This is a genomic window from Enterobacter cloacae complex sp. P14RS (assembly GCF_014895895.1).
GTDB classification, from domain to species: domain Bacteria; phylum Pseudomonadota; class Gammaproteobacteria; order Enterobacterales; family Enterobacteriaceae; genus Enterobacter; species Enterobacter bugandensis.
On sequence record NZ_JADBQM010000004.1, the window covers coordinates 17,101 to 36,437 of the forward strand.

Sequence of the window (19,337 nt, forward strand, 5' to 3'; positions counted from 1 at the left end):
GTGAATGAAATCTCGGTGATCGTGATTATTTATTCAAATGGATAAAGGCCGTCCAGGGCGATTGATCCAGGTCATCGCCGACAGAGGCTAAAAATGGCAGGCTTGTCCCCTTTCTTCGGGACGGTCTATCAGATTATGCAGTTACAGAAATTAGTCAATATGTTTGGTGGGGATCTTTTGCAGCGGTACGGTCAAAAGGTGCATAAGCTGACGCTGCACGGCGGCTTTAGCTGCCCGAATCGCGACGGCACCATCGGGCGCGGCGGCTGCACCTTCTGTAACGTAGCGTCGTTTGCTGACGAAGCCCAGCAGCATAAATCCATCGCGGAACAGCTCGCCCATCAGGCCAGCCTGGTGAACCGCGCGAAGCAGTATCTGGCCTATTTCCAGGCCTACACCAGCACGTGGGCGGAGGTGCAGGTGCTGCGTTCCATGTACCAGCAGGCGGTTGCTCAGGCGAACATTGTCGGGCTGTGCGTGGGTACGCGCCCGGACTGCGTACCGGAGGCGGTGCTGGATTTACTTAGCGAGTACAGAGAGAAGGGCTATGAGATCTGGCTGGAGCTGGGCTTGCAGACCGCGCACGATAAAACCCTGCACCGTATCAATCGTGGGCATGATTTCGCCTGCTACCAGCGCACCACGCGTCTCGCCCGCGAGCGTGGCCTGAAAGTCTGTTCGCATCTGATTGTCGGCTTGCCCGGAGAAGGGCAGCAGCACAGCCTGGAGACGCTGGAAAAAGTCGTGGAAACCGGCGTAGACGGCATTAAGCTGCACCCGCTGCATATCGTGAAGGGAAGCATAATGGCGAAAGCCTGGGAAACCGGGCGGTTAAGCAGTATCGAGCTCGACGACTATACGGTGACGGCGGGAGAGATGATTCGCCACACGCCGCCGGAGATTGTCTACCACCGCATCTCCGCCAGCGCCCGCCGTCCAACGCTTCTGGCACCGCTCTGGTGCGAGAACCGGTGGACGGGGATGGTGGAAATCGACCGCTATCTTCAGGAAAACGGCGTACAGGGTTCGGCGCTGGGCCGCCCGTGGGTTCCCCGCCTATCGACGGCGGCCGCCTAGCAGACTCCCCAGCATGCCGCGCACAATCTGATTGGTGACCTGCCGCGCGGCGCTTTTCGCCATAGTCTGTACCACGCCGTCGCGCTTGCCGCCGCGCGGTCCGGTTGTGCCAAACAAAATGTCTTTTAGCCCGCCGAGAATCCCGTCATCCACTGCGACTGACTGGCCCTTAGCGGGTGGAGCATCCTGCGATTCGGTGGTTGCCTGTACCCCTTTTTGCAGCATCTCGAACGCAGACTCTCGATCCACCTCGTCTTCATACTTGCCGTACACCGGGGAGTGATTAATCAGGCTGTTACGTTCATCGTCGGTAACCGGCCCCATGCGCGAGCAGGGCGCGATCACCATGGCGCGTTCCACCACGGACGGGCTGCCCTTGGCATCCAGGAACGAGATCAGCGCTTCACCGGTGCCCAGCGCCTGAATCGCGGCTTCGGTATCAAAGGCCGGATTGGCACGCATGGTTTGCGCGGCGGCTTTCACCGCTTTCTGATCCTTCGGCGTAAAGGCGCGCAGGGCGTGCTGCACGCGGTTACCAAGCTGGCCCAGCACATTGTCAGGAATATCTGACGGGTTTTGCGACACAAACCAGACGCCGACCCCTTTGGAGCGGATCAGGCGTATAACCTGTTCAATTTTATCCAGCAGCACCTGCGGCGCGTCGTTAAACAGCAGGTGTGCTTCGTCAAAGAAGAAGACCAGTTTGGGTTTTTCCAGATCGCCCGCTTCCGGTAACTGCTCGTACAGTTCGGAGAGCATCCACAGCAGGCTGGCGGCGTAAAGCTTTGGCATCTGGTAGAGCTTCTCTGAACTCAGAATGTTGATGATGCCTTTGCCGCTGCTGTCGGTGCGCATCCAGTCTTTAATATCCAGCATCGGCTCGCCGAAGAAGTGTTCGGCGCCCTGCTGCTCCAGCGTCAGTAGCCCACGCTGAATGGCACCGACAGAGGCGCTGCTGATATTGCCGTACTGGTTCTGGAAAGATTTGGCGTTATCGCCGATGTACTGGGTGATGGCGCGCAGATCTTTGAAATCAAGCAGCAGCAACCCCTGATCGTCGGCGATACGGAAGATAATATTCAGCACCCCGGACTGCACGTCGTTGAGGTTGAGCAGGCGGGCCAGCAGCAGCGGGCCGAGATCGGAAACGGTGGCGCGTACCGGGTGGCCTTTCTCACCGAAGATGTCCCAGACCACCACCGGGTTGCCGTGTGGCGTCCAGTCCGTGATACCGATATTCTTCAGTCGTTCGAGCAGTTTTTCTGACGCTGTACCTTCCTGAGCCACCCCGGTTAAATCGCCCTTCACGTCAGCCATAAAGACCGGCACGCCAATCTCTGAAAGTGACTCCGCCAGCTTCTGGAGAGTGACTGTTTTCCCTGTGCCGGTGGCGCCGGTAATCAGACCGTGGCGGTTCGCCATCGCGGGCAGTAGATACAGCTCTTTTTCCAGCGTCCGGGCAATTAACAATGGTGTACTCATGATGCGCTTCCTCTCTTAGTCCTGGGTGGAGTATAGGCAACCTGACGGCAAAATGGTTGAGTAAATTGCTGACTTTGCGGCGCATTGTCCAGTGCGGACTATGCTTTTGCATACGGTTCATAAAATAGTGGAAAACAATGTCCAGATTCTTCTTTAACGATCGCAAACAGCTGGTCAATGACGCCATTGAAGGCATACTGCTTTCTGCGCCACATGCGAATCTCGTCAAACTTGATATCGATCCAGCTATCAGGGTTGTCGCCCGCGGCGACTGGGATAAAAGCCGCGTGGCGGTGATCTCCGGCGGTGGCTCCGGGCACGAACCGGCGCACGCCGGATTTGTCGGTAAAGGCATGCTGACGGCGGCAGTGTGTGGCGATCTGTTCGCCTCCCCGAGCGTGGATGCGGTGCTGAACGCCATTGTGGCGGTGACGGGCGATCGCGGCTGCCTGCTGATCGTCAAAAACTATACCGGTGACCGGCTTAACTTTGGCCTGGCGGCAGAAAAGGCCAAACGCTACGGCCTGAAGGTCGAGATGGTGATTGTGGCGGACGATATCGCGCTGCCCGACAACAAGCAGCCGCGCGGCATTGCCGGCACGGCGCTGGTGCACAAGATTGCGGGCTATGCAGCGGAGCAAGGAAAATCGCTGAGCGAGGTGCGGGATATTGCGCAGCAGGCCTGCGATAACCTCTGGAGCCTGGGCGTTGCGATGCAAACCTGCAACCTGCCGGGCAGCGACGATGAAGAGGGGCGCATCAAGCAGGGCCATGTCGAGCTGGGGCTGGGGATCCACGGGGAGCCGGGAGCCTCGGTGGTTGATACGCAAAACAGTAAAGCGATTATCGACACGCTGGTGACGCCGCTCAAAGCGCAGGCGGGCGAGGGGCGTTTCGCGGTGCTGATCAACAACCTCGGCGGCGTGTCCGCGCTGGAGATGGCTTTGCTCACCAAAGAGCTGGCACATTCAGCGCTGAAAGAGAATATTGCGTACCTGATTGGCCCTGCGCCGCTGGTGAGCGCGCTGGATATGAAGGGTTTTTCTCTGACGCTGCTAAAGCTCAACGATTACTTTGAAAAGGCGATCCACGGCGAGGTCGAGACGCTGGGCTGGCAGAAGCCTGTGGCCTTTGCCCCTCTGCGTACCGTTCCGCAAAGCGCTATTCACGATAGCGTGGAATATGCCGCGTCCGACAATCCGCAGGTGAAGGAGTCTGTTTCACAGGTGACGAAGACGCTCATACAGCTTGAAAACCGCCTGAATGCGCTGGATGCCAAAGTGGGCGATGGCGATACCGGGTCTACGTTTGCGCAAGGTGCACGGGATATTGCGCAGCGCCTGGAAGAAAACACTCTCCCGCTGAATGACGTACCTAAGCTGCTGTTGCTGGTGGGGGAACGACTGGCCACGGTGATGGGCGGATCGAGCGGTGTACTCATGTCGATCTTCTTCACGGCGGCGGGGCAAAAGCTTCACGATGGACAGCCGCTACCTGAAGCATTGCTGAGCGGACTGGCGCAGATGAAGCAGTATGGCGGGGCAGAGCTCGGCGATCGTACGCTGATCGATGCGCTGCAACCGGCGCTGGAAGCCTTGAAGAAAAAAGATCTTCAGGCGGCAGCGCAGGCTGCGCAGCAGGGAGCGGAGGCAACGGCGAAAATGGCGAAAGCCGGAGCAGGGCGCTCATCGTATGTGAATAAAGAGAATCTGGATGGGGTAATGGACCCGGGGGCGGTCGCGGTGGCGGAAGTGTTTAATACATTGGCGCAGTAGCAAAAGTAGGCCGGGTCAGGCGAAGCCGTCACCCGGCAAACTCATATCAGAAATCCGCTTTCAACACCACGCGATAACGGGCTTTGCCGTCGCGCACGTGCTGGATGGCTTCGTTAATTTTCGACATTGGATACAGCTCGGTGGTTGGCGTCACTTTGGTGCGGCCGGCAAACTTCATCAGCTTGCGCAGCTCGTATGGCGTACCGGTCGCGGAGCCTGACACGCTGCGATCCCCGCCGATCAGGGTAAAGGCCGGAACCGGCAGCGGCTTCATCACCGCACCCACGGTGTGGAAGTTACCGCCGTAGGCCAACGCTTCAAAGTAAGGCTGCCAGTTGAGATCGACGTTCACGGTGTTGATGATCAGGTCAAACTGCCCAGCCAGCGCGTTCAGCGCGTCCGGATCGCGGCTGTTCACGACTTTGTCCGCGCCCATTGCCAGCACTTCTTTCTCCTTCGCCGGGTTCGAGCTAAACGCCGTCACTTCACAGCCCATCGCGTGCAGCAGCTTGATGGCGATGTGGCCCAGACCGCCGATACCGATCACGCCCACGCGGCTGGTGGCGGTGACGTGGTGCATCAGCAGCGGTTTAAAGACGGTGATCCCGCCGCACAGCAGTGGACCAGCAGATTCAATATCAATGCTGTCCGGCAGCGGGATGACCCATTGCCAGTCGGCGCGCAGCTTATCGGCAAAACCGCCCTTGTTCAGGATGGTGGGCACTGCGCCTTCAAGGCAGTTGATCTGGTTGCCGCTGATACAGGCGTCGCAGTGGCCGCAGCTGCGTGCTGTCCAGCCAATACCCACGCGCTGGCCAACCTTCAGCCCTTTGTCCTGCGCGGCGCTGCCGAGCGCGACGACGCGGCCAATCACCTCGTGCCCGGCAACCAGCGGATAGCTGGAGAAGCCCCATTCGTTGTCGATCATCGAGAGATCTGAGTGGCAGACCCCGCAGTAATCAACCTGTACTTCGACGTCTTCCGCTTTTAGTTCGCCCGCATCGTACTCGTACAGCTCAAGTTCTGCACCCGCCTGCGGTGCGGCGTAGCTTTTTATCTTCGACATCGTGTTTCCCCCGTTGTGGTGTGAACTGAGAGTGTAGAGCATTCAGTTTACAGCCGCTTAACAGAAGGGGGCAGGAACGAAACTTACAGACTTTTCAGCATTCTGACTTCGCAATCGACGTGGCCCGTGCAGCCCAGCGGCGCATCGATATGCTCAAAGCCCAGATGTTCATACAGGCCGATGGCCTCTTTGAGGAAGGCGGTGGTTTCGAGGTAACAGCGTTTAAAACCCTGATTGCGCGCGTGCTCCAGGGCGACCAGCGCCAGCTTTTTCGCCAGACCCTGTCCACGAACCGACGGCAGGAAATACATTTTCTGCAGCTCACAGATATCCGGCTCGCTGCAGCTCAGCGGTGCAACGCCGCCGCCGCCCACAACCTGGCCGTCCTGCTCAATGACCCAGTAGGCGTGGCCCGGCTGGCTGTATAGCTTAAACAGTTCGTCAAGATTCGGGTCGGCAACGGTGTAACCTTTATCCGCCGTCAGCCCAAACTCTGCAGAAACGGTGCGGATAACGGCGGCGATAGCCGGATTGTCCTGCTCAGTGATCCGACGCATCGTCGTCGCGACGGGGGTAATCACGCTCATAGCATTACTCATTACAAAAATTGACACACAGTTGCTGTTAATAGCACCGCAGAAAAGGGAGTGCAAGCGAGGAGTTTTCAGGAAGGTTACCCCTTACGCCCTGAAGCGTAAGGGGTAAAAGCATTACAGGGCTGCGATAACGGCCTGCTGCTCGATCAGTTTGGTCTTCGCATCGGCGAAGGCAACCAGACGCTCACGCTCTTTGGCAATGACCGCTTCCGGCGCGCGGGCAACAAAGCCTTCGTTCGCCAGCTTGCTTTCGATTTTGCCAATTTCCACGTCGACTTTCGCCACTTCTTTCGCCAGACGCGCCAGCTCTGCGTCTTTGTCGATCAGGCCTGCCATCGGGATCAGCAGCTCCGCACCGTCGATGATTTTAGTCACGGAAACCGGACCCTTGTCATCGGCAGGCAGCACGGTGATGCTTTCCAGACGCGCCATGGTTTTCAGGAAAGTGTTGTTCTCGGTGACGCGACGAACGGCAGCGTCGCTGCAACCGCGCAGCAGCAGCTCCAGTGGTTTACCCGGGGCGATGTTCATTTCGGCACGGATGTTACGTACCGCAACGATCGCCTGCTTCAGCCACTCGGTATCCGCTGACGCGGCTTCATCAACCTTAGCCGCATCGAATTCCGGGAACGGCTGCAGCATGATGGTATCGGCGTTGATGCCCGCAATGACCTTCACGCGCTGCCAGATGGTTTCGGTGATGAATGGAATGACCGGATGCGCCAGGCGCAGCAGGCCTTCCAGGACGGTAATCAGCGTGTTGCGCGTGCCGCGCAGCTCTGCTTCAGAACCGCCGTTCATGACCGGCTTCGCCAGCTCCAGATACCAGTCACAGAACTGGTTCCAGGTGAATTCATACAGAATGCCCGCTGCGATATCGAAGCGGTAGCTGTCCAGCGCCTCGCGGAAGGCTTTCACCGTCTGGTTAAATTCCGCCAGGATCCAGCGGTCCGCCAGAGACAGGGTCATCTCGCCGCCGTTGAAGCCGCAGTCCTGATCTTCGGTGTTCATCAGCACGAAGCGGCTGGCGTTCCACAGCTTGTTACAGAAGTTACGGTAACCTTCAAGACGTTTCATGTCCCAGTTGATGTCGCGGCCGGTAGAGGCCAGCGCCGCCAGGGTGAAGCGCAGGGCGTCGGTACCGTGAGATTCGATCCCGTTCGGGAACTGCTTCTCGGTACGCTTGCGGATTTTCTCAGCCAGTTGCGGCTGCATCATGTTGCCGGTACGTTTTTCCAACAGGTCTTCCAGGGAGATCCCGTCAACCATGTCCAGCGGGTCAATCACGTTGCCCTTGGACTTGGACATCTTCTGCCCTTCGTCGTCGCGGATAAGGCCGGTCATATAGACGGTATGGAACGGAACCTGCGGCTTGCCGTCTTCGTCTTTGATGAAGTGCATGGTCATCATGATCATGCGGGCAATCCAGAAGAAGATGATGTCGAAGCCGGACACCATTACGCTGGTTGGATGGAACTGACGCAGCGCGTCGGTGTTTTCCGGCCAGCCGAGGGTAGAGAAGGTCCACAGCGCGGAGGAGAACCAGGTATCCAGAACGTCTTCATCCTGGCGCAGGGCCACGTCAGCGCTCAGGTTATTTTCCTGACGCACTTCGTCTTCGCTACGGCCAACGTAGACGTTGCCTTCGTTGTCGTACCATGCCGGGATGCGGTGACCCCACCACAGCTGACGGGAGATACACCAGTCCTGAATGTCGCGCATCCAGGAGAAGTACATGTTTTCGTACTGCTTCGGCACGAACTGAATGCTGCCGTTCTCAACCGCTTCCACAGCCGGTTTCGCCAGCACGTCGGCACGCACGTACCACTGGTCGGTCAGCATTGGCTCAATAACCACGCCGCCACGGTCGCCGTACGGCACGGTCAGATCGTGAGGCTTAATCTCTTCCAGCAGGCCGAGGGCATCAACGGCGGCTACGATGGCTTTACGTGCGGCAAAGCGCTCCAGCTTCTGGAACTCCGCCGGGATCTCGCTGGAGTAAACGTCGGATTCGTTGCCTTTGGTGTCGTACACCTCTGCGCTTTCGCGGATATCGCCGTCGAAGGTCAGAATGTTGATCATCGGCAGGGCGTGACGACGACCCACTTCATAGTCGTTGAAGTCGTGCGCCGGGGTGATTTTCACGCAGCCGGTGCCTTTTTCCATGTCGGCGTGTTCGTCGCCCACAATCGGAATGCGGCGGTTCACCAGCGGCAGCACCACAAATTTGCCGATCAGATCTTTATAACGCGGATCTTCCGGGTTAACGGCCACGCCGGTATCGCCCAGCAGGGTTTCCGGACGGGTGGTCGCCACCACCAGGTAATCTTTACCGTCTGCGGTTTTTGCGCCATCGGCCAGCGGATAGCGGATGTGCCACATGGAGCCTTTGGACTCGCGGTTTTCCACTTCCAGGTCAGAAATTGCGGTACGCAGTTTCGGGTCCCAGTTTACCAGGCGTTTGCCGCGGTAAATCAGGTCTTCTTTGTACAGACGGACGAACACTTCTTTTACGGCGTTGGACAGGCCTTCGTCCATGGTGAAGCGCTCGCGCTCCCAGTCCACGGAGTTGCCGAGACGGCGCATCTGACGGGTAATGGTGCCGCCGGATTCTGCCTTCCACTGCCAGATTTTGTCGATGAACGCATCGCGACCGTAGTCGTGACGAGTTTTACCTTCTTCAGCGGCAATTTTACGCTCAACCACCATCTGGGTCGCGATACCCGCGTGGTCAGTCCCCGCCTGCCACAGGGTGTTTTTGCCCTGCATGCGCTGGTAGCGGATCATGGTGTCCATGATGGTCTGCTGGAAAGCATGCCCCATATGCAAACTGCCGGTGACGTTCGGCGGCGGGATCATGATGCAGAAGGACTCTTTGCTTTCGTCGCCGTTAGGCTTGAAATAGCCCTGCTGTTCCCAGTGCTCGTAAAGCGGCTGTTCGATATCGCGTGGGTTATATGTCTTTTCCATTATTTCCAGGTTGCCGTATTCAGGTTAAAACCGGCCAGGCGGTACGCTTTATAGCGTTCGCGCGCCAGTTGTTTCAAGGATTCTTCGTAAGGGACAAAGTCTACCACTTCTGTGAAAGCGGTGGCAAAATCTGCAAAGTCTGTCCGCAGGCTAATGAGAATATCGCGCGCGCTGCTGTTGCGCTTTTGCGGCCAGGCAATTTCGACCGGTGCCCCGCCGCGTGGACCTTCGCCCGACAGGTTATGCGGAACAAAACTTTCCGGCGGGCGCGCCCATAGCGCTTCATCCAGGCGAATCGCCTGCTGCTCATCTTCACAGGCAATCAGTACGCGTTTACCTGCGCGCCAACGTTCTGCGGCAATTTCACACACCAGCTGTTCAACGGCGCTGAGGCCATCCTGATGGGTGTCGTTGTCCAGAAGGTAGAACGTTGCATTCTTCATATATGGGGCTTCTTGTCGTGGATTTAAATGCAAAGCCGGGTGGCGCTTCGCTTACCCGGCCTACGGTTGAGTGGCGTGTAGGCCGGGTAAGGCGAAGCCGCCACCCGGCACATTACATCACTCGTCGCCGTTAAAACCCGCACGATTAAGCAGGAACTGCGACAGCAGGGCCACCGGACGTCCGGTAGCGCCTTTGGCTTTACCGGAGCGCCATGCGGTCCCCGCGATATCCAGGTGCGCCCAGTTGTACTTGCGGGTAAAGCGCGCCAGGAAGCAGCCTGCGGTGATAGCCCCGCCAGGACGACCACCAATGTTAGCCATGTCCGCAAAGTTAGACTCCAGCTGTTCCTGATACTCGTCACCCAGCGGCAGACGCCATGCGCGGTCACCGGCCTGCTCGGACGCGCCGATAAGCTCGTGCGCCAGCGGGTTGTGGTTCGACATCAGGCCGGTGATGTGATGGCCCAGGGCAATCACGCAGGCACCGGTCAGGGTAGCCACGTCGATAACCGCTTCTGGCTCGAAGCGCTCAACGTAGGTCAACACGTCACAGAGTACCAGACGGCCTTCGGCGTCGGTATTCAGCACTTCAACGGTCTGGCCGGACATGGTGGTCAGGACGTCGCCTGGACGATACGCGCGACCGCCAGGCATGTTTTCGCAGCCTGCCAGCACGCCGATTACGTTGATGGGCAGCTGAAGCTCCGCAACCATGCGCATGACGCCGTAAACCGCCGCCGCGCCGCACATGTCGTACTTCATCTCGTCCATGCCTTCTGAAGGCTTGATGGAGATACCGCCGGAGTCAAAGGTCAGCCCTTTACCGACGAGCACGATCGGACGCGCGTCTTCAGACGGATTGCCTTTGTATTCGATGACCGACATCAGGGATTCGTTCTGCGAGCCGTTACCCACCGCCAGATAAGAGTGCATCCCCAGCTCTTTCATCTGCTGTTCGCCGATGACGCGGGTGATGACGTTTTTGCTGTAGGAGTCAGCCAGCTGGCGCGCCTGAGAGGCGAGGTAGGCGGCGTTACAGATGTTTGGCGGCATGTTGCCGAGATCTTTTGCCGCTTTGATACCGGCGGCAATCGCCAGACCATGCTGGATGGCGCGCTCGCCGCTGGTCAGTTCGCGACGGGTTGGCACGTTAAAGACCATTTTACGCAGCGGGCGACGCGGCTCGCTTTTGTTGGTCTTAAGCTGATCGAAGCTGTAAAGGCTCTCTTTTGCCGTTTCGACGGCCTGACGCACTTTCCAGTAGGTGTTACGGCCTTTGACGTGCAGCTCGGTCAGGAAGCAGACGGCTTCCATTGAACCGGTGTCATTCAGCGTATTAATGGTTTTCTGAATAACCTGCTTATACTGACGTTCATCCAGCTCGCGCTCTTTGCCGCAGCCAATCAGCAGAATACGCTCTGACAGGACGTTCGGAACATGGTGCAGTAACAGCGTCTGCCCAGGTTTGCCTTCCAGTTCGCCACGGCGCAGCAGGGCGCTGATATAGCCGTCACTGATTTTATCGAGTTGCTCGGCGATCGGGGAGAGTCGGCGCGGTTCAAAGACGCCCACAACGATGCAGGCACTCCGCTGTTTCTCCGGGCTACCGCTTTTTACACTGAACTCCATGCACTACGCTCCTGAATCTTAAAGACAACGGCGGCTGCTACGGATAGAATTGAAACCTTTCGTAACTCATGTCCGCTGTTGTGGTGACTTCGTGTTAATCTTACGTTACTACGGTTTCGACACGTCAGAAAAAGTCCTGAAGCGTGAATCCGCCGGATGTTTTAATCTTAGCGACGATTTCGACGACTCAAGAGAATAAATGACGTTTAAGCCATGAAACAAGCGATTTTCCAGCAAAGAGACGGGTTTTTACGGGCGTATTTAAAGTGATAATCATAAGATATCTGGTGCGGGAGACGCTCAAAAGCCAACTGGCGATCCTCTTCATCCTGCTGCTGATTTTTTTCTGTCAGAAGCTGGTTAAGATCCTCGGTGCGGCCGTTGACGGCGAAATTCCAACGAATCTGGTGCTTTCCCTGCTTGGGCTGGGGATCCCGGAAATGGCGCAGCTTATTCTGCCGCTGAGTCTATTCCTCGGCCTGCTCATGACCCTCGGTAAGCTGTACACCGAGAGTGAAATTACGGTGATGCATGCCTGCGGCCTGAGTAAAGCCGTACTGGTGAAAGCGGCGATGATACTGGCGCTGTTCACGGGCATTGTTGCGGCGGTGAATGTGATGTGGGCGGGCCCTATGTCTTCCCGTCATCAGGACGAAGTGCTGGCCGAGGCGAAAGCAAACCCCGGCATGGCGGCGCTCGCGCAGGGGCAGTTCCAGCAGGCGACTGACGGAAACTCCGTGCTGTTTATTGAGAGCGTTGACGGCAGTAAATTCAACGATGTATTTCTGGCGCAGCTGCGTCCTAAAGGTAACGCGCGTCCGTCCGTGGTGGTTGCCGATTCTGGCCAACTTTCTCAGCGCAAAGACGGTTCTCAGGTCGTCACGCTGAATAAAGGCACCCGTTTCGAAGGCACCGCGATGCTGCGTGACTTCCGTATTACGGATTTCCAGAACTATCAGGCCATTATTGGTCATCAGGCGGTGGCGCTCGATCCGACGGATACCGAGCAAATGGATATGCGCACGCTGTGGAATACCGATACCGACAGAGCGCGGGCTGAGTTCCACTGGCGTATTACGCTCGTATTCACCGTGTTTATGATGGCACTGATTGTCGTGCCGCTGAGCGTGGTGAACCCGCGCCAGGGTCGAGTGCTCTCTATGCTGCCAGCGATGCTGCTTTACCTGATCTACTTCCTGCTGCAAACCTCGATTCGCTCTAACGGCGCGAAGGGTAAGCTGGATCCGATGGTCTGGACGTGGTTCGTTAACAGCCTGTACATCTTACTGGCGCTGGGATTAAACCTGTGGGATACGGTGCCTGTGCGCCGCATACGTGCCCGATTCTCGCGTAAAGGAGCCATCTAATGCAGGCGTTTGGCGTTCTTGATCGCTATATCGGTAAAACCATTTTCACCACCATCATGATGACGTTGTTCATGCTGGTGTCGCTCTCCGGCATTATCAAATTTGTCGATCAGCTGAAAAAAGCCGGGCAGGGCAGCTATGACGCGATGGGTGCGGGGATGTACACCCTGCTCAGCGTGCCAAAAGATGTGCAGATCTTCTTCCCGATGGCGGCCCTGCTGGGCGCGCTGCTGGGGCTGGGGATGCTGGCTCAGCGCAGCGAGCTGGTGGTGATGCAGGCCTCAGGCTTTACCCGTATGCAGGTTGCGCTGTCGGTAATGAAAACCGCAATCCCGCTGGTGCTGTTGACCATGGCGATTGGCGAGTGGGTGGCACCGCAGGGCGAGCAGATGGCGCGTAACTATCGTGCTCAGGCAATGTACGGTGGTTCACTGCTCTCGACTCAGCAAGGTTTATGGGCGAAAGACGGGAAAAACTTCGTCTACATCGAACGGGTAAAGGGTAATGATGAACTGGGCGGGGTGAGCATCTACGCGTTCAACGACCAGCGCCGTCTTGAGTCTGTCCGACACGCCTCTTCCGCGAAGTTTGACGCTGAACATAAGCAGTGGCGTTTGTCGCAGGTTGATGAATCTGACCTGACCGATCCAAAACAGATTACCGGGTCACAGACGGTGACCGGCACCTGGAAGACCAACCTCACGCCGGATAAGCTCGGGGTTGTTGCGCTGGATCCTGACGCGCTCTCTATCAGCGGCTTGCACAACTATGTGAAGTACCTGAAGTCGAGCGGGCAGGATGCCGGACGCTATCAGCTCAACATGTGGAGCAAAATCTTCCAGCCGATGTCCGTGGCGGTGATGATGCTGATGGCGCTGTCGTTTATCTTCGGCCCGCTGCGTAGCGTGCCGATGGGCGTGCGCGTCGTGACCGGTATTAGCTTCGGCTTTGTCTTCTATGTACTCGATCAGATCTTCGGTCCGCTGACGCTGGTTTATGGCATCCCGCCGATTATCGGTGCGCTGCTGCCGAGCGCCAGCTTCTTCCTGATCAGCCTGTGGCTGCTGCTGAAACGCTCCTGATTGACCTCTCCTCGCTTCCGGTGAACCGGAGGCGAGGCTAATCTCCTGTTTCACCCCGCACTTTTTCTCACAACCTTCAACGTCCCGCCTCGAATTTGAGTATTATTGAGCGATAAAGTCGTGAAGGGATCCTCTATGAAGCAAATTCGAATGCTAGCCCAGTACTACGTCGACCTGATGATGAAGCTTGGACTGGTGCGTTTCTCCATGCTGCTGGCGCTGGCGCTGGTCGTTCTGGCGATTGTCGTGCAGATGGCCGTTACGATGGTTCTGCATGGTCAGGTCGAGAGTATCGACGTTATCCGCTCTATCTTCTTCGGCCTGCTCATTACCCCCTGGGCGGTCTATTTCCTTTCCGTGGTGGTCGAACAGCTGGAGGAGTCCCGTCAGCGCTTATCAAAACTGGTCGATAAGCTGGAGGAGATGCGCGAGCGCGACCTGAAGCTCAACGTTCAGCTTAAAGACAACATTGCTCAGTTGAATCAGGAAATTTCAGATCGTGAGAAGGCGGAGGCAGAGCGTCAGGCCACGCTGGAACAGCTGAAAATCGAAATGAAAGAGCGCGAGGTGACGCAGATCCAGCTTGAGCAGCAATCCTCCTTCCTGCGTTCGTTCCTGGACGCTTCGCCGGATCTGGTATTCTACCGTAACGAAGATAAAGAATTTTCAGGCTGTAACCGGGCGATGGAGCTCCTGACCGGGAAAAGTGAGAAGCAGCTGATTCACCTCAAGCCGCAGGACGTTTACTCCGAAGAGGCGGCCGCCAAGGTCATGGAGACGGACGAAAAAGTGTTCCGCCATAACGTCTCGCTGACCTACGAACAGTGGCTGGATTACCCGGACGGGCGCAAAGCCTGCTTTGAGATCCGTAAGGTGCCGTACTATGACCGCGTCGGGAAGCGCCACGGCCTGATGGGCTTCGGGCGTGATATTACCGAGCGTAAGCGCTATCAGGATGCGCTGGAGCGCGCCAGCCGCGACAAGACCACCTTCATCTCCACCATCAGCCATGAGCTTCGTACGCCGCTTAACGGCATTGTGGGGCTGAGCCGCATTCTGCTGGATACCGACCTGACCGCAGAGCAGGAAAAATACCTCAAAACGATTCATGTCTCGGCGGTCACGCTGGGTAATATCTTCAACGATATTATTGACATGGATAAGATGGAGCGCCGAAAGGTTCAGCTTGATAACCAGCCGGTTGATTTCACCAGCTTCCTTGCCGATCTGGAAAACTTGTCTGGTCTGCAGGCCCAGCAGAAGGGGCTGAATTTTGTCATGGATCCCACCCTGCCGCTGCCGCATAAAGTGATTACCGACGGCACGCGACTGCGTCAGATCCTGTGGAACCTTATCAGCAACGCGGTGAAATTTACCCAGAAGGGGCAGGTGGCGGTGCGTATTCGCTATGACGACGGCGACATGCTGCACTTCGAGGTGGAGGACTCCGGGATTGGTATTCCGCAGGAGGAGCAGGACAAGATTTTCGCGATGTACTACCAGGTGAAGGACAGCAACGGTGGAAAACCGGCCACTGGTACCGGAATCGGCCTGGCGGTGTCTAAGCGGCTGGCGAAGAGCATGGGCGGTGACATCACCGTTGCCAGCCAGGCGGGCAAAGGGTCAACCTTCACGCTGACGGTGCATGCGCCGGCGGTGGCGGAAGAGGTAGAGGATACCTTTGAAAACGACGATATGCCGCTGCCTGCGCTGCACGTCCTGCTGGTGGAGGATATTGAGCTTAACGTGATTGTAGCGCGCTCGGTGCTGGAAAAACTGGGCAACAGCGTGGATGTCGCGATGACCGGTAAAGCCGCGCTGGAGATGTTTACACCGGGTGAATATGACCTCGTTCTGCTGGATATCCAGTTGCCGGATATGACCGGGCTGGATATCTCGCGTGAACTGACGCGTCAGTACGCGGCTGATGAACTGCCGCCGCTGGTGGCGCTGACGGCGAACGTCCTGAAAGATAAAAAAGAATACCTCGACGCCGGTATGGACGATGTACTCAGCAAGCCTCTGGCGGTGCCTGCTCTGACCGCCATGATCAAGAAGTTCTGGGATACCCACGATGAAGAGGAGAGCACCATGACGTCTGTTGATAGCGCAAAAGCCCAAACGATACTCGATACCGCGATGCTGGAGCAGTATATCGATCTGGTCGGCCCGAAACTGATTACCGACGGCCTGGCGGTGTTTGAAAAAATGATGCCGGGTTATCTGAGCGTGCTGGAGTCAAACCTGACGGCGCGTGACCAGAAGGGCATCGTGGAAGAAGGGCATAAAATCAAAGGCGCAGCCGGCTCGGTCGGGTTACGCCACCTGCAGCAGCTGGGTCAACAGATTCAGTCGCCTGATTTACCAGCCTGGGAAGATAACGTTGGTGATTGGGTTGAAGAGATGAAACAAGAGTGGCAGAACGATGTTGCGGTGCTTAAAGCCTGGGTGGATGCCAGAAAAAAATGACCCCGGCTAGACCGGGGTGCGCGAATACTGCGCCAACACCAGGGAAATCGTGGCTGCGCCTGTTTTTTAAAGTAATTTTCTAATGGGCGCCGCCGTAAAAATTTAGGCCGCACGCAGATAAGATAGCAAATCTTAAATGGTTTGTTACATGAATCAGTGAAATGTGTGAAGCATAGCGTTTTAATCAAAATTATTAATGTGCTTCAGCGAGTTGCAAAGAAGGATCGTCAAGATGAAAAAAATTGGTGTTGTCCTGAGCGGATGCGGTGTTTTTGATGGTTCAGAAATACATGAAGCCGTAATCACGCTGCTGGCCCTGACAAAACAGGGAGCAGAGGTTATCTGTTTTGCGCCCGACAAAAATCAGTCGGATGTGATTAACCATCTGACCGGCGAGCCGATGGCCGAAACGCGTAACGTGCTGATTGAAGCCGCGCGTATTACCCGGGGAGAGATTCATCCGCTGGCGCAGGCAGATGCCGCTGAACTGGATGCGCTCATTGTGCCGGGCGGCTTCGGCGCCGCGAAAAATCTCAGCACCTTTGCTGCCGAGGGTGCCGCATGCACGGTGGACCCTGATCTCAAAGCGCTGACGCTGGCGATGCATGCCGCGGGCAAGCCGCTGGGCTTTATCTGTATTGCACCGGCCATGCTGCCAAATATTTTCGATTTTCCGTTACGGCTGACGATCGGAACCGATATTGATACCGCAGAGGTCGTCGAGGATATGAGGGGTGAACACGTTCCGTGTCCGGTCGATGACATTGTGGTGGATGAAGACAACAAAATTGTCACCACGCCCGCGTATATGCTGGCGAAGAATATTGCGGAAGCCGCCGTGGGCATTGAAAAGCTGGTCGCCCGGGTGCTGGTGCTGACGGAATGAGGCGACATTTTTCCGCAGGCGCATGGGTGAAACGCCTTCTTTTACGCATCGTTCTCGTCCTGGCGGTGTTCTGGGGAGGCGGGCTGGCCGTGTTCAGCATTTTGCCGGTACCGTTTTCAGCGGTCATGGTTGAGCGCCAGCTTAGCGCGTGGTTCTCCGGTGATTTCGGCTATGTTGCCCATTCTGACTGGGTGAGCATGGATGAAATTTCTCCGTTCATGGGGCTGGCGGTTATCGCGGCGGAAGACCAAAAATTCCCGGAGCACTGGGGGTTCGATGTGGCTGCGATTGAAAAGGCGCTGGCCCATAACGAACGTCACGAAAACCGCGTGCGCGGTGCGTCAACGCTGTCGCAGCAGACGGCTAAAAACCTGTTCCTGTGGGATGGCCGAAGCTGGGTGCGAAAAGGGCTGGAAGCGGGCCTGACCCTGGGAATGGAAACGGTCTGGAGCAAAAAGCGTATTCTGACCGTTTACCTTAATATCGCCGAGTTCGGCGACGGGGTATTTGGTGTCGAAGCTGCATCACAACGCTATTTTAATAAACCTGCCAGCAGGCTGAGCATGTCGGAGGCGGCGCTGCTCGCGGCTGTTCTGCCTAATCCTGTCCGCTTCAAGGCCAGCGCCCCGTCAGGGTACGTGCGAAGCCGTCAGGCGTGGATCATGCGCCAGATGCGCCAGCTGGGTGGGGAAGGGTTTATGGAGAGAAATGCGTTAATGTAGGGCGGGTAAGCGCAGCGCCACCCGCCAGAATAGCAGGCCTAATCTTCGTCGAACCCGGCGTTAAACAGCGCAACTACCGCTGCCAGAGCTTCCTCTTCCTGAGGACCGGTGGCTTCAACCTCAATCTGACGCCCTTTGGCGGAGTCCAGCATCAGCAGCGCAATCACGCTGTTGGCTTCCGCTTCGGTGCCTTCGTCATTACGCAGCAGCACTTCTGCATCGAAACCCTGCATCAGCTCAAACAGCTTCATCGCCGGGCGTGCATGCATGCCCAGCTTATTGGTGATCTCAACGGTCTGTTTTACGGTCATGTTTTACGTTTTTCCAGCGTGCGATGACGGGACTGAACGTTCTTCCCGCGCGAGCGGAAATAGTCGGCCAGCTGTTCGGCGATGTAGACCGAACGATGTTTACCGCCGGTACAGCCAATCGCTACCGTCAGGTAGCTGCGATTGTTTGTCTCCAGCATAGGTAACCATAGCTCAAGGTAGCTTCGCGTCTGGTAGATAAAATTGTGAACTTCTGTGTGTCGGTCGAGGAACGCCGCCACGGGCTTATCCAGGCCGGTCATTGGACGCAGTTTGGGATCCCAGTGCGGGTTCGGCAGGAAGCGCACGTCGAAAACATAGTCCGCATCAATCGGAATACCGTGCTTAAAGCCGAAGGATTCGAACACCATCGTCAGCTCGCGCTCGCGTTTGCCCAGCAGCCGGGTACGCAGCATTTCCGCCAGCTCGTGAACGGACATCTCTGAGGTGTCGACAATCAGATCGGCACGAGAGCGCAGCGGCTCAAGCAGATCGCTCTCTTCGTCGATGGCGCTCTCCAGCGAGAGATTCTTGCTGGAAAGCGGGTGCAGACGACGGGTGTCGCTGTAGCGGCGGATCAGGGTATTGCGGTCGGCATCAAGGAACAGCAGCTGAGGCGAGAACGCGTCAGGCAGGTTACTCATTGCCTGTTCGAAGATCTCTGGCGATTCTGGCATGTTACGAACGTCGATACTGACGGCGGCGGAGGTTTGTCTCTCCGCTAACGTGCGTGCCAGATCGGGCAATAACACGACCGGCAGGTTATCGACGCAGTAAAAACCCATGTCTTCCAGCGCGCGCAGGGCAACGGATTTCCCCGACCCTGAACGACCGCTGACAATCATCAGCACCATGTTCCGTTTCTCCTCAGGACAACAGATGTGAAGGCCATCACCTGGTTATGCGTCATCCTGATTGCCTTCTGCTTCAGTGATAATTTGATAAAGCTCTTCATCACTTTGGGCCGAGCGCAGTCGACGGCAGATGGTTTTATCCGCCAGACGTTTAGCAACCAGCGAAAGCGTATGCAGGTGGGTCTTGGTCTGGTCGGCAGGCACCAACAGCGCGAAGAGGAGATCGACGGGCTGATTATCAATGGCGTCAAAAGCGATTGGGGTTTCCAGCTGCACAAACACACCGACGGCACGCAGGGTGTCCTCTTCCAGCTTGCCGTGCGGGATCGCGATGCCGTTGCCGATACCGGTACTGCCCATCTTTTCACGGGTCAGAATGGCTTCGAACACCACCTGCGGCGGCAGGCCCAGCTGTTTTGCAGCTAATTCACTGATGATCTCCAGCGCACGTTTTTTGCTCTGGCAGTGAACGGCACTGCGGGTACATTCCTGGTTAAGGACATTGCTCAGTTGAAGAGCGGAATCGTTGTTCATCATAATTTCACCTAAGCGCTAACTGTACAAATGGCCCGTTGTGTTTCACAACAGGCCGTCCTGCACCCGTTAACTGC

General features: G+C 56.9%; 17 protein-coding genes. 8 read left to right on the top strand and 9 right to left on the bottom strand.

Annotated features, from left to right (window positions below; translation table 11 throughout):
- Positions 1-135: 135 nt before the first annotated feature.
- Entirely contained in the window at positions 136-1,077 is a 942-nt protein-coding gene (locus IM295_RS02030) for a TIGR01212 family radical SAM protein (RefSeq protein WP_193066235.1), read from the top strand.
- On the opposite strand, the gene IM295_RS02035 is transcribed toward IM295_RS02030, so the two are convergent.
- Positions 1,057-2,559: a helicase HerA-like C-terminal domain-containing protein gene (locus IM295_RS02035; RefSeq protein WP_041907858.1), complete on the bottom strand. Its 1,503-nt coding sequence runs from the start codon at positions 2,557-2,559 to the stop codon at positions 1,057-1,059. The genes IM295_RS02030 and IM295_RS02035 overlap by 21 nt on opposite strands.
- A gap of 137 nt (positions 2,560-2,696) precedes the next feature.
- Between IM295_RS02035 and IM295_RS02040 the strand changes: the two genes are divergently transcribed.
- Positions 2,697-4,334, top strand: a complete 1,638-nt coding sequence (locus tag IM295_RS02040; RefSeq protein ID WP_193066145.1) for a dihydroxyacetone kinase subunit DhaK — start codon at positions 2,697-2,699, stop codon at positions 4,332-4,334.
- A 46-nt stretch (positions 4,335-4,380) separates the two neighbouring features.
- Here IM295_RS02040 and IM295_RS02045 read toward each other — a convergent pair whose 3' ends face one another.
- The 5 genes from IM295_RS02045 to pepA all read right to left on the bottom strand — a co-directional run bounded on the left by IM295_RS02045 (position 4,381) and on the right by pepA (position 11,038).
- Positions 4,381-5,400: an NAD(P)-dependent alcohol dehydrogenase gene (locus tag IM295_RS02045; RefSeq protein ID WP_028014580.1), complete on the bottom strand. Its 1,020-nt coding sequence runs from the start codon at positions 5,398-5,400 to the stop codon at positions 4,381-4,383.
- Between the two features lie 83 nt (positions 5,401-5,483).
- Positions 5,484-5,987: a GNAT family N-acetyltransferase gene (locus tag IM295_RS02050; RefSeq protein ID WP_028014579.1), complete on the bottom strand. Its 504-nt coding sequence runs from the start codon at positions 5,985-5,987 to the stop codon at positions 5,484-5,486.
- Positions 5,988-6,110: 123 nt separating this feature from the next.
- On the bottom strand, positions 6,111-8,966 hold the full coding sequence (locus tag IM295_RS02055) for a valine--tRNA ligase (protein WP_193066146.1): 2,856 nt from the start codon (positions 8,964-8,966) through the stop codon (positions 6,111-6,113).
- A complete protein-coding gene (holC, locus tag IM295_RS02060) occupies positions 8,966-9,409 on the bottom strand; it encodes a DNA polymerase III subunit chi (protein WP_003861884.1) in 444 nt (147 codons plus the stop codon). Before holC ends, IM295_RS02055 begins: the two co-directional genes overlap by 1 nt.
- A gap of 117 nt (positions 9,410-9,526) precedes the next feature.
- Complete coding sequence (pepA, locus tag IM295_RS02065) at positions 9,527-11,038, bottom strand: leucyl aminopeptidase (protein WP_028014577.1); 1,512 nt, start codon at positions 11,036-11,038, stop codon at positions 9,527-9,529.
- A gap of 143 nt (positions 11,039-11,181) precedes the next feature.
- Here pepA and IM295_RS23255 point away from each other — a divergent pair, with 143 nt between their 5' ends.
- The 6 genes from IM295_RS23255 (at position 11,182) to mtgA (ending at position 17,564) form a co-directional block, all read left to right on the top strand.
- The gene (locus IM295_RS23255) at positions 11,182-11,241 is read left to right on the top strand and encodes a hypothetical protein (protein ID WP_213743486.1); all 60 of its coding nucleotides are present in this window, start codon (positions 11,182-11,184) and stop codon (positions 11,239-11,241) included.
- A gap of 63 nt (positions 11,242-11,304) precedes the next feature.
- Positions 11,305-12,405, top strand: coding sequence for an LPS export ABC transporter permease LptF (lptF, locus tag IM295_RS02070; protein WP_028014576.1), 1,101 nt, complete (start codon positions 11,305-11,307; stop codon positions 12,403-12,405).
- Complete coding sequence (lptG, locus tag IM295_RS02075) at positions 12,405-13,487, top strand: LPS export ABC transporter permease LptG (RefSeq protein ID WP_028014575.1); 1,083 nt, start codon at positions 12,405-12,407, stop codon at positions 13,485-13,487. Before lptF ends, lptG begins: the two co-directional genes overlap by 1 nt.
- A 135-nt stretch (positions 13,488-13,622) precedes the next feature.
- Positions 13,623-15,956 (top strand): aerobic respiration two-component sensor histidine kinase ArcB, encoded by a 2,334-nt coding sequence (arcB, locus tag IM295_RS02080; RefSeq protein WP_045260464.1) that lies wholly within the window; start codon positions 13,623-13,625, stop codon positions 15,954-15,956.
- 232 nt (positions 15,957-16,188) lie between these two features.
- The gene (gene elbB, locus IM295_RS02085) at positions 16,189-16,842 is read left to right on the top strand and encodes an isoprenoid biosynthesis glyoxalase ElbB (RefSeq protein WP_193066147.1); all 654 of its coding nucleotides are present in this window, start codon (positions 16,189-16,191) and stop codon (positions 16,840-16,842) included.
- Positions 16,839-17,564, top strand: coding sequence for a monofunctional biosynthetic peptidoglycan transglycosylase (gene mtgA / locus IM295_RS02090; RefSeq protein WP_193066148.1), 726 nt, complete (start codon positions 16,839-16,841; stop codon positions 17,562-17,564). Before elbB ends, mtgA begins: the two co-directional genes overlap by 4 nt.
- Before the next feature lie 38 nt (positions 17,565-17,602).
- Here mtgA and npr read toward each other — a convergent pair whose 3' ends face one another.
- From npr to ptsN, 3 genes are read right to left on the bottom strand one after another with little or no spacing between them, the layout of a single operon-like run.
- Positions 17,603-17,875, bottom strand: coding sequence for a PTS phosphocarrier protein NPr (gene npr, locus IM295_RS02095; protein WP_025756690.1), 273 nt, complete (start codon positions 17,873-17,875; stop codon positions 17,603-17,605).
- Complete coding sequence (gene rapZ / locus IM295_RS02100) at positions 17,872-18,726, bottom strand: RNase adapter RapZ (RefSeq protein ID WP_014885397.1); 855 nt, start codon at positions 18,724-18,726, stop codon at positions 17,872-17,874. Before rapZ ends, npr begins: the two co-directional genes overlap by 4 nt.
- Positions 18,727-18,771: 45 nt before the next feature.
- Positions 18,772-19,263, bottom strand: a complete 492-nt coding sequence (gene ptsN / locus IM295_RS02105) for a PTS IIA-like nitrogen regulatory protein PtsN (RefSeq protein ID WP_008501443.1) — start codon at positions 19,261-19,263, stop codon at positions 18,772-18,774.
- Positions 19,264-19,337 lie beyond the last annotated feature (74 nt).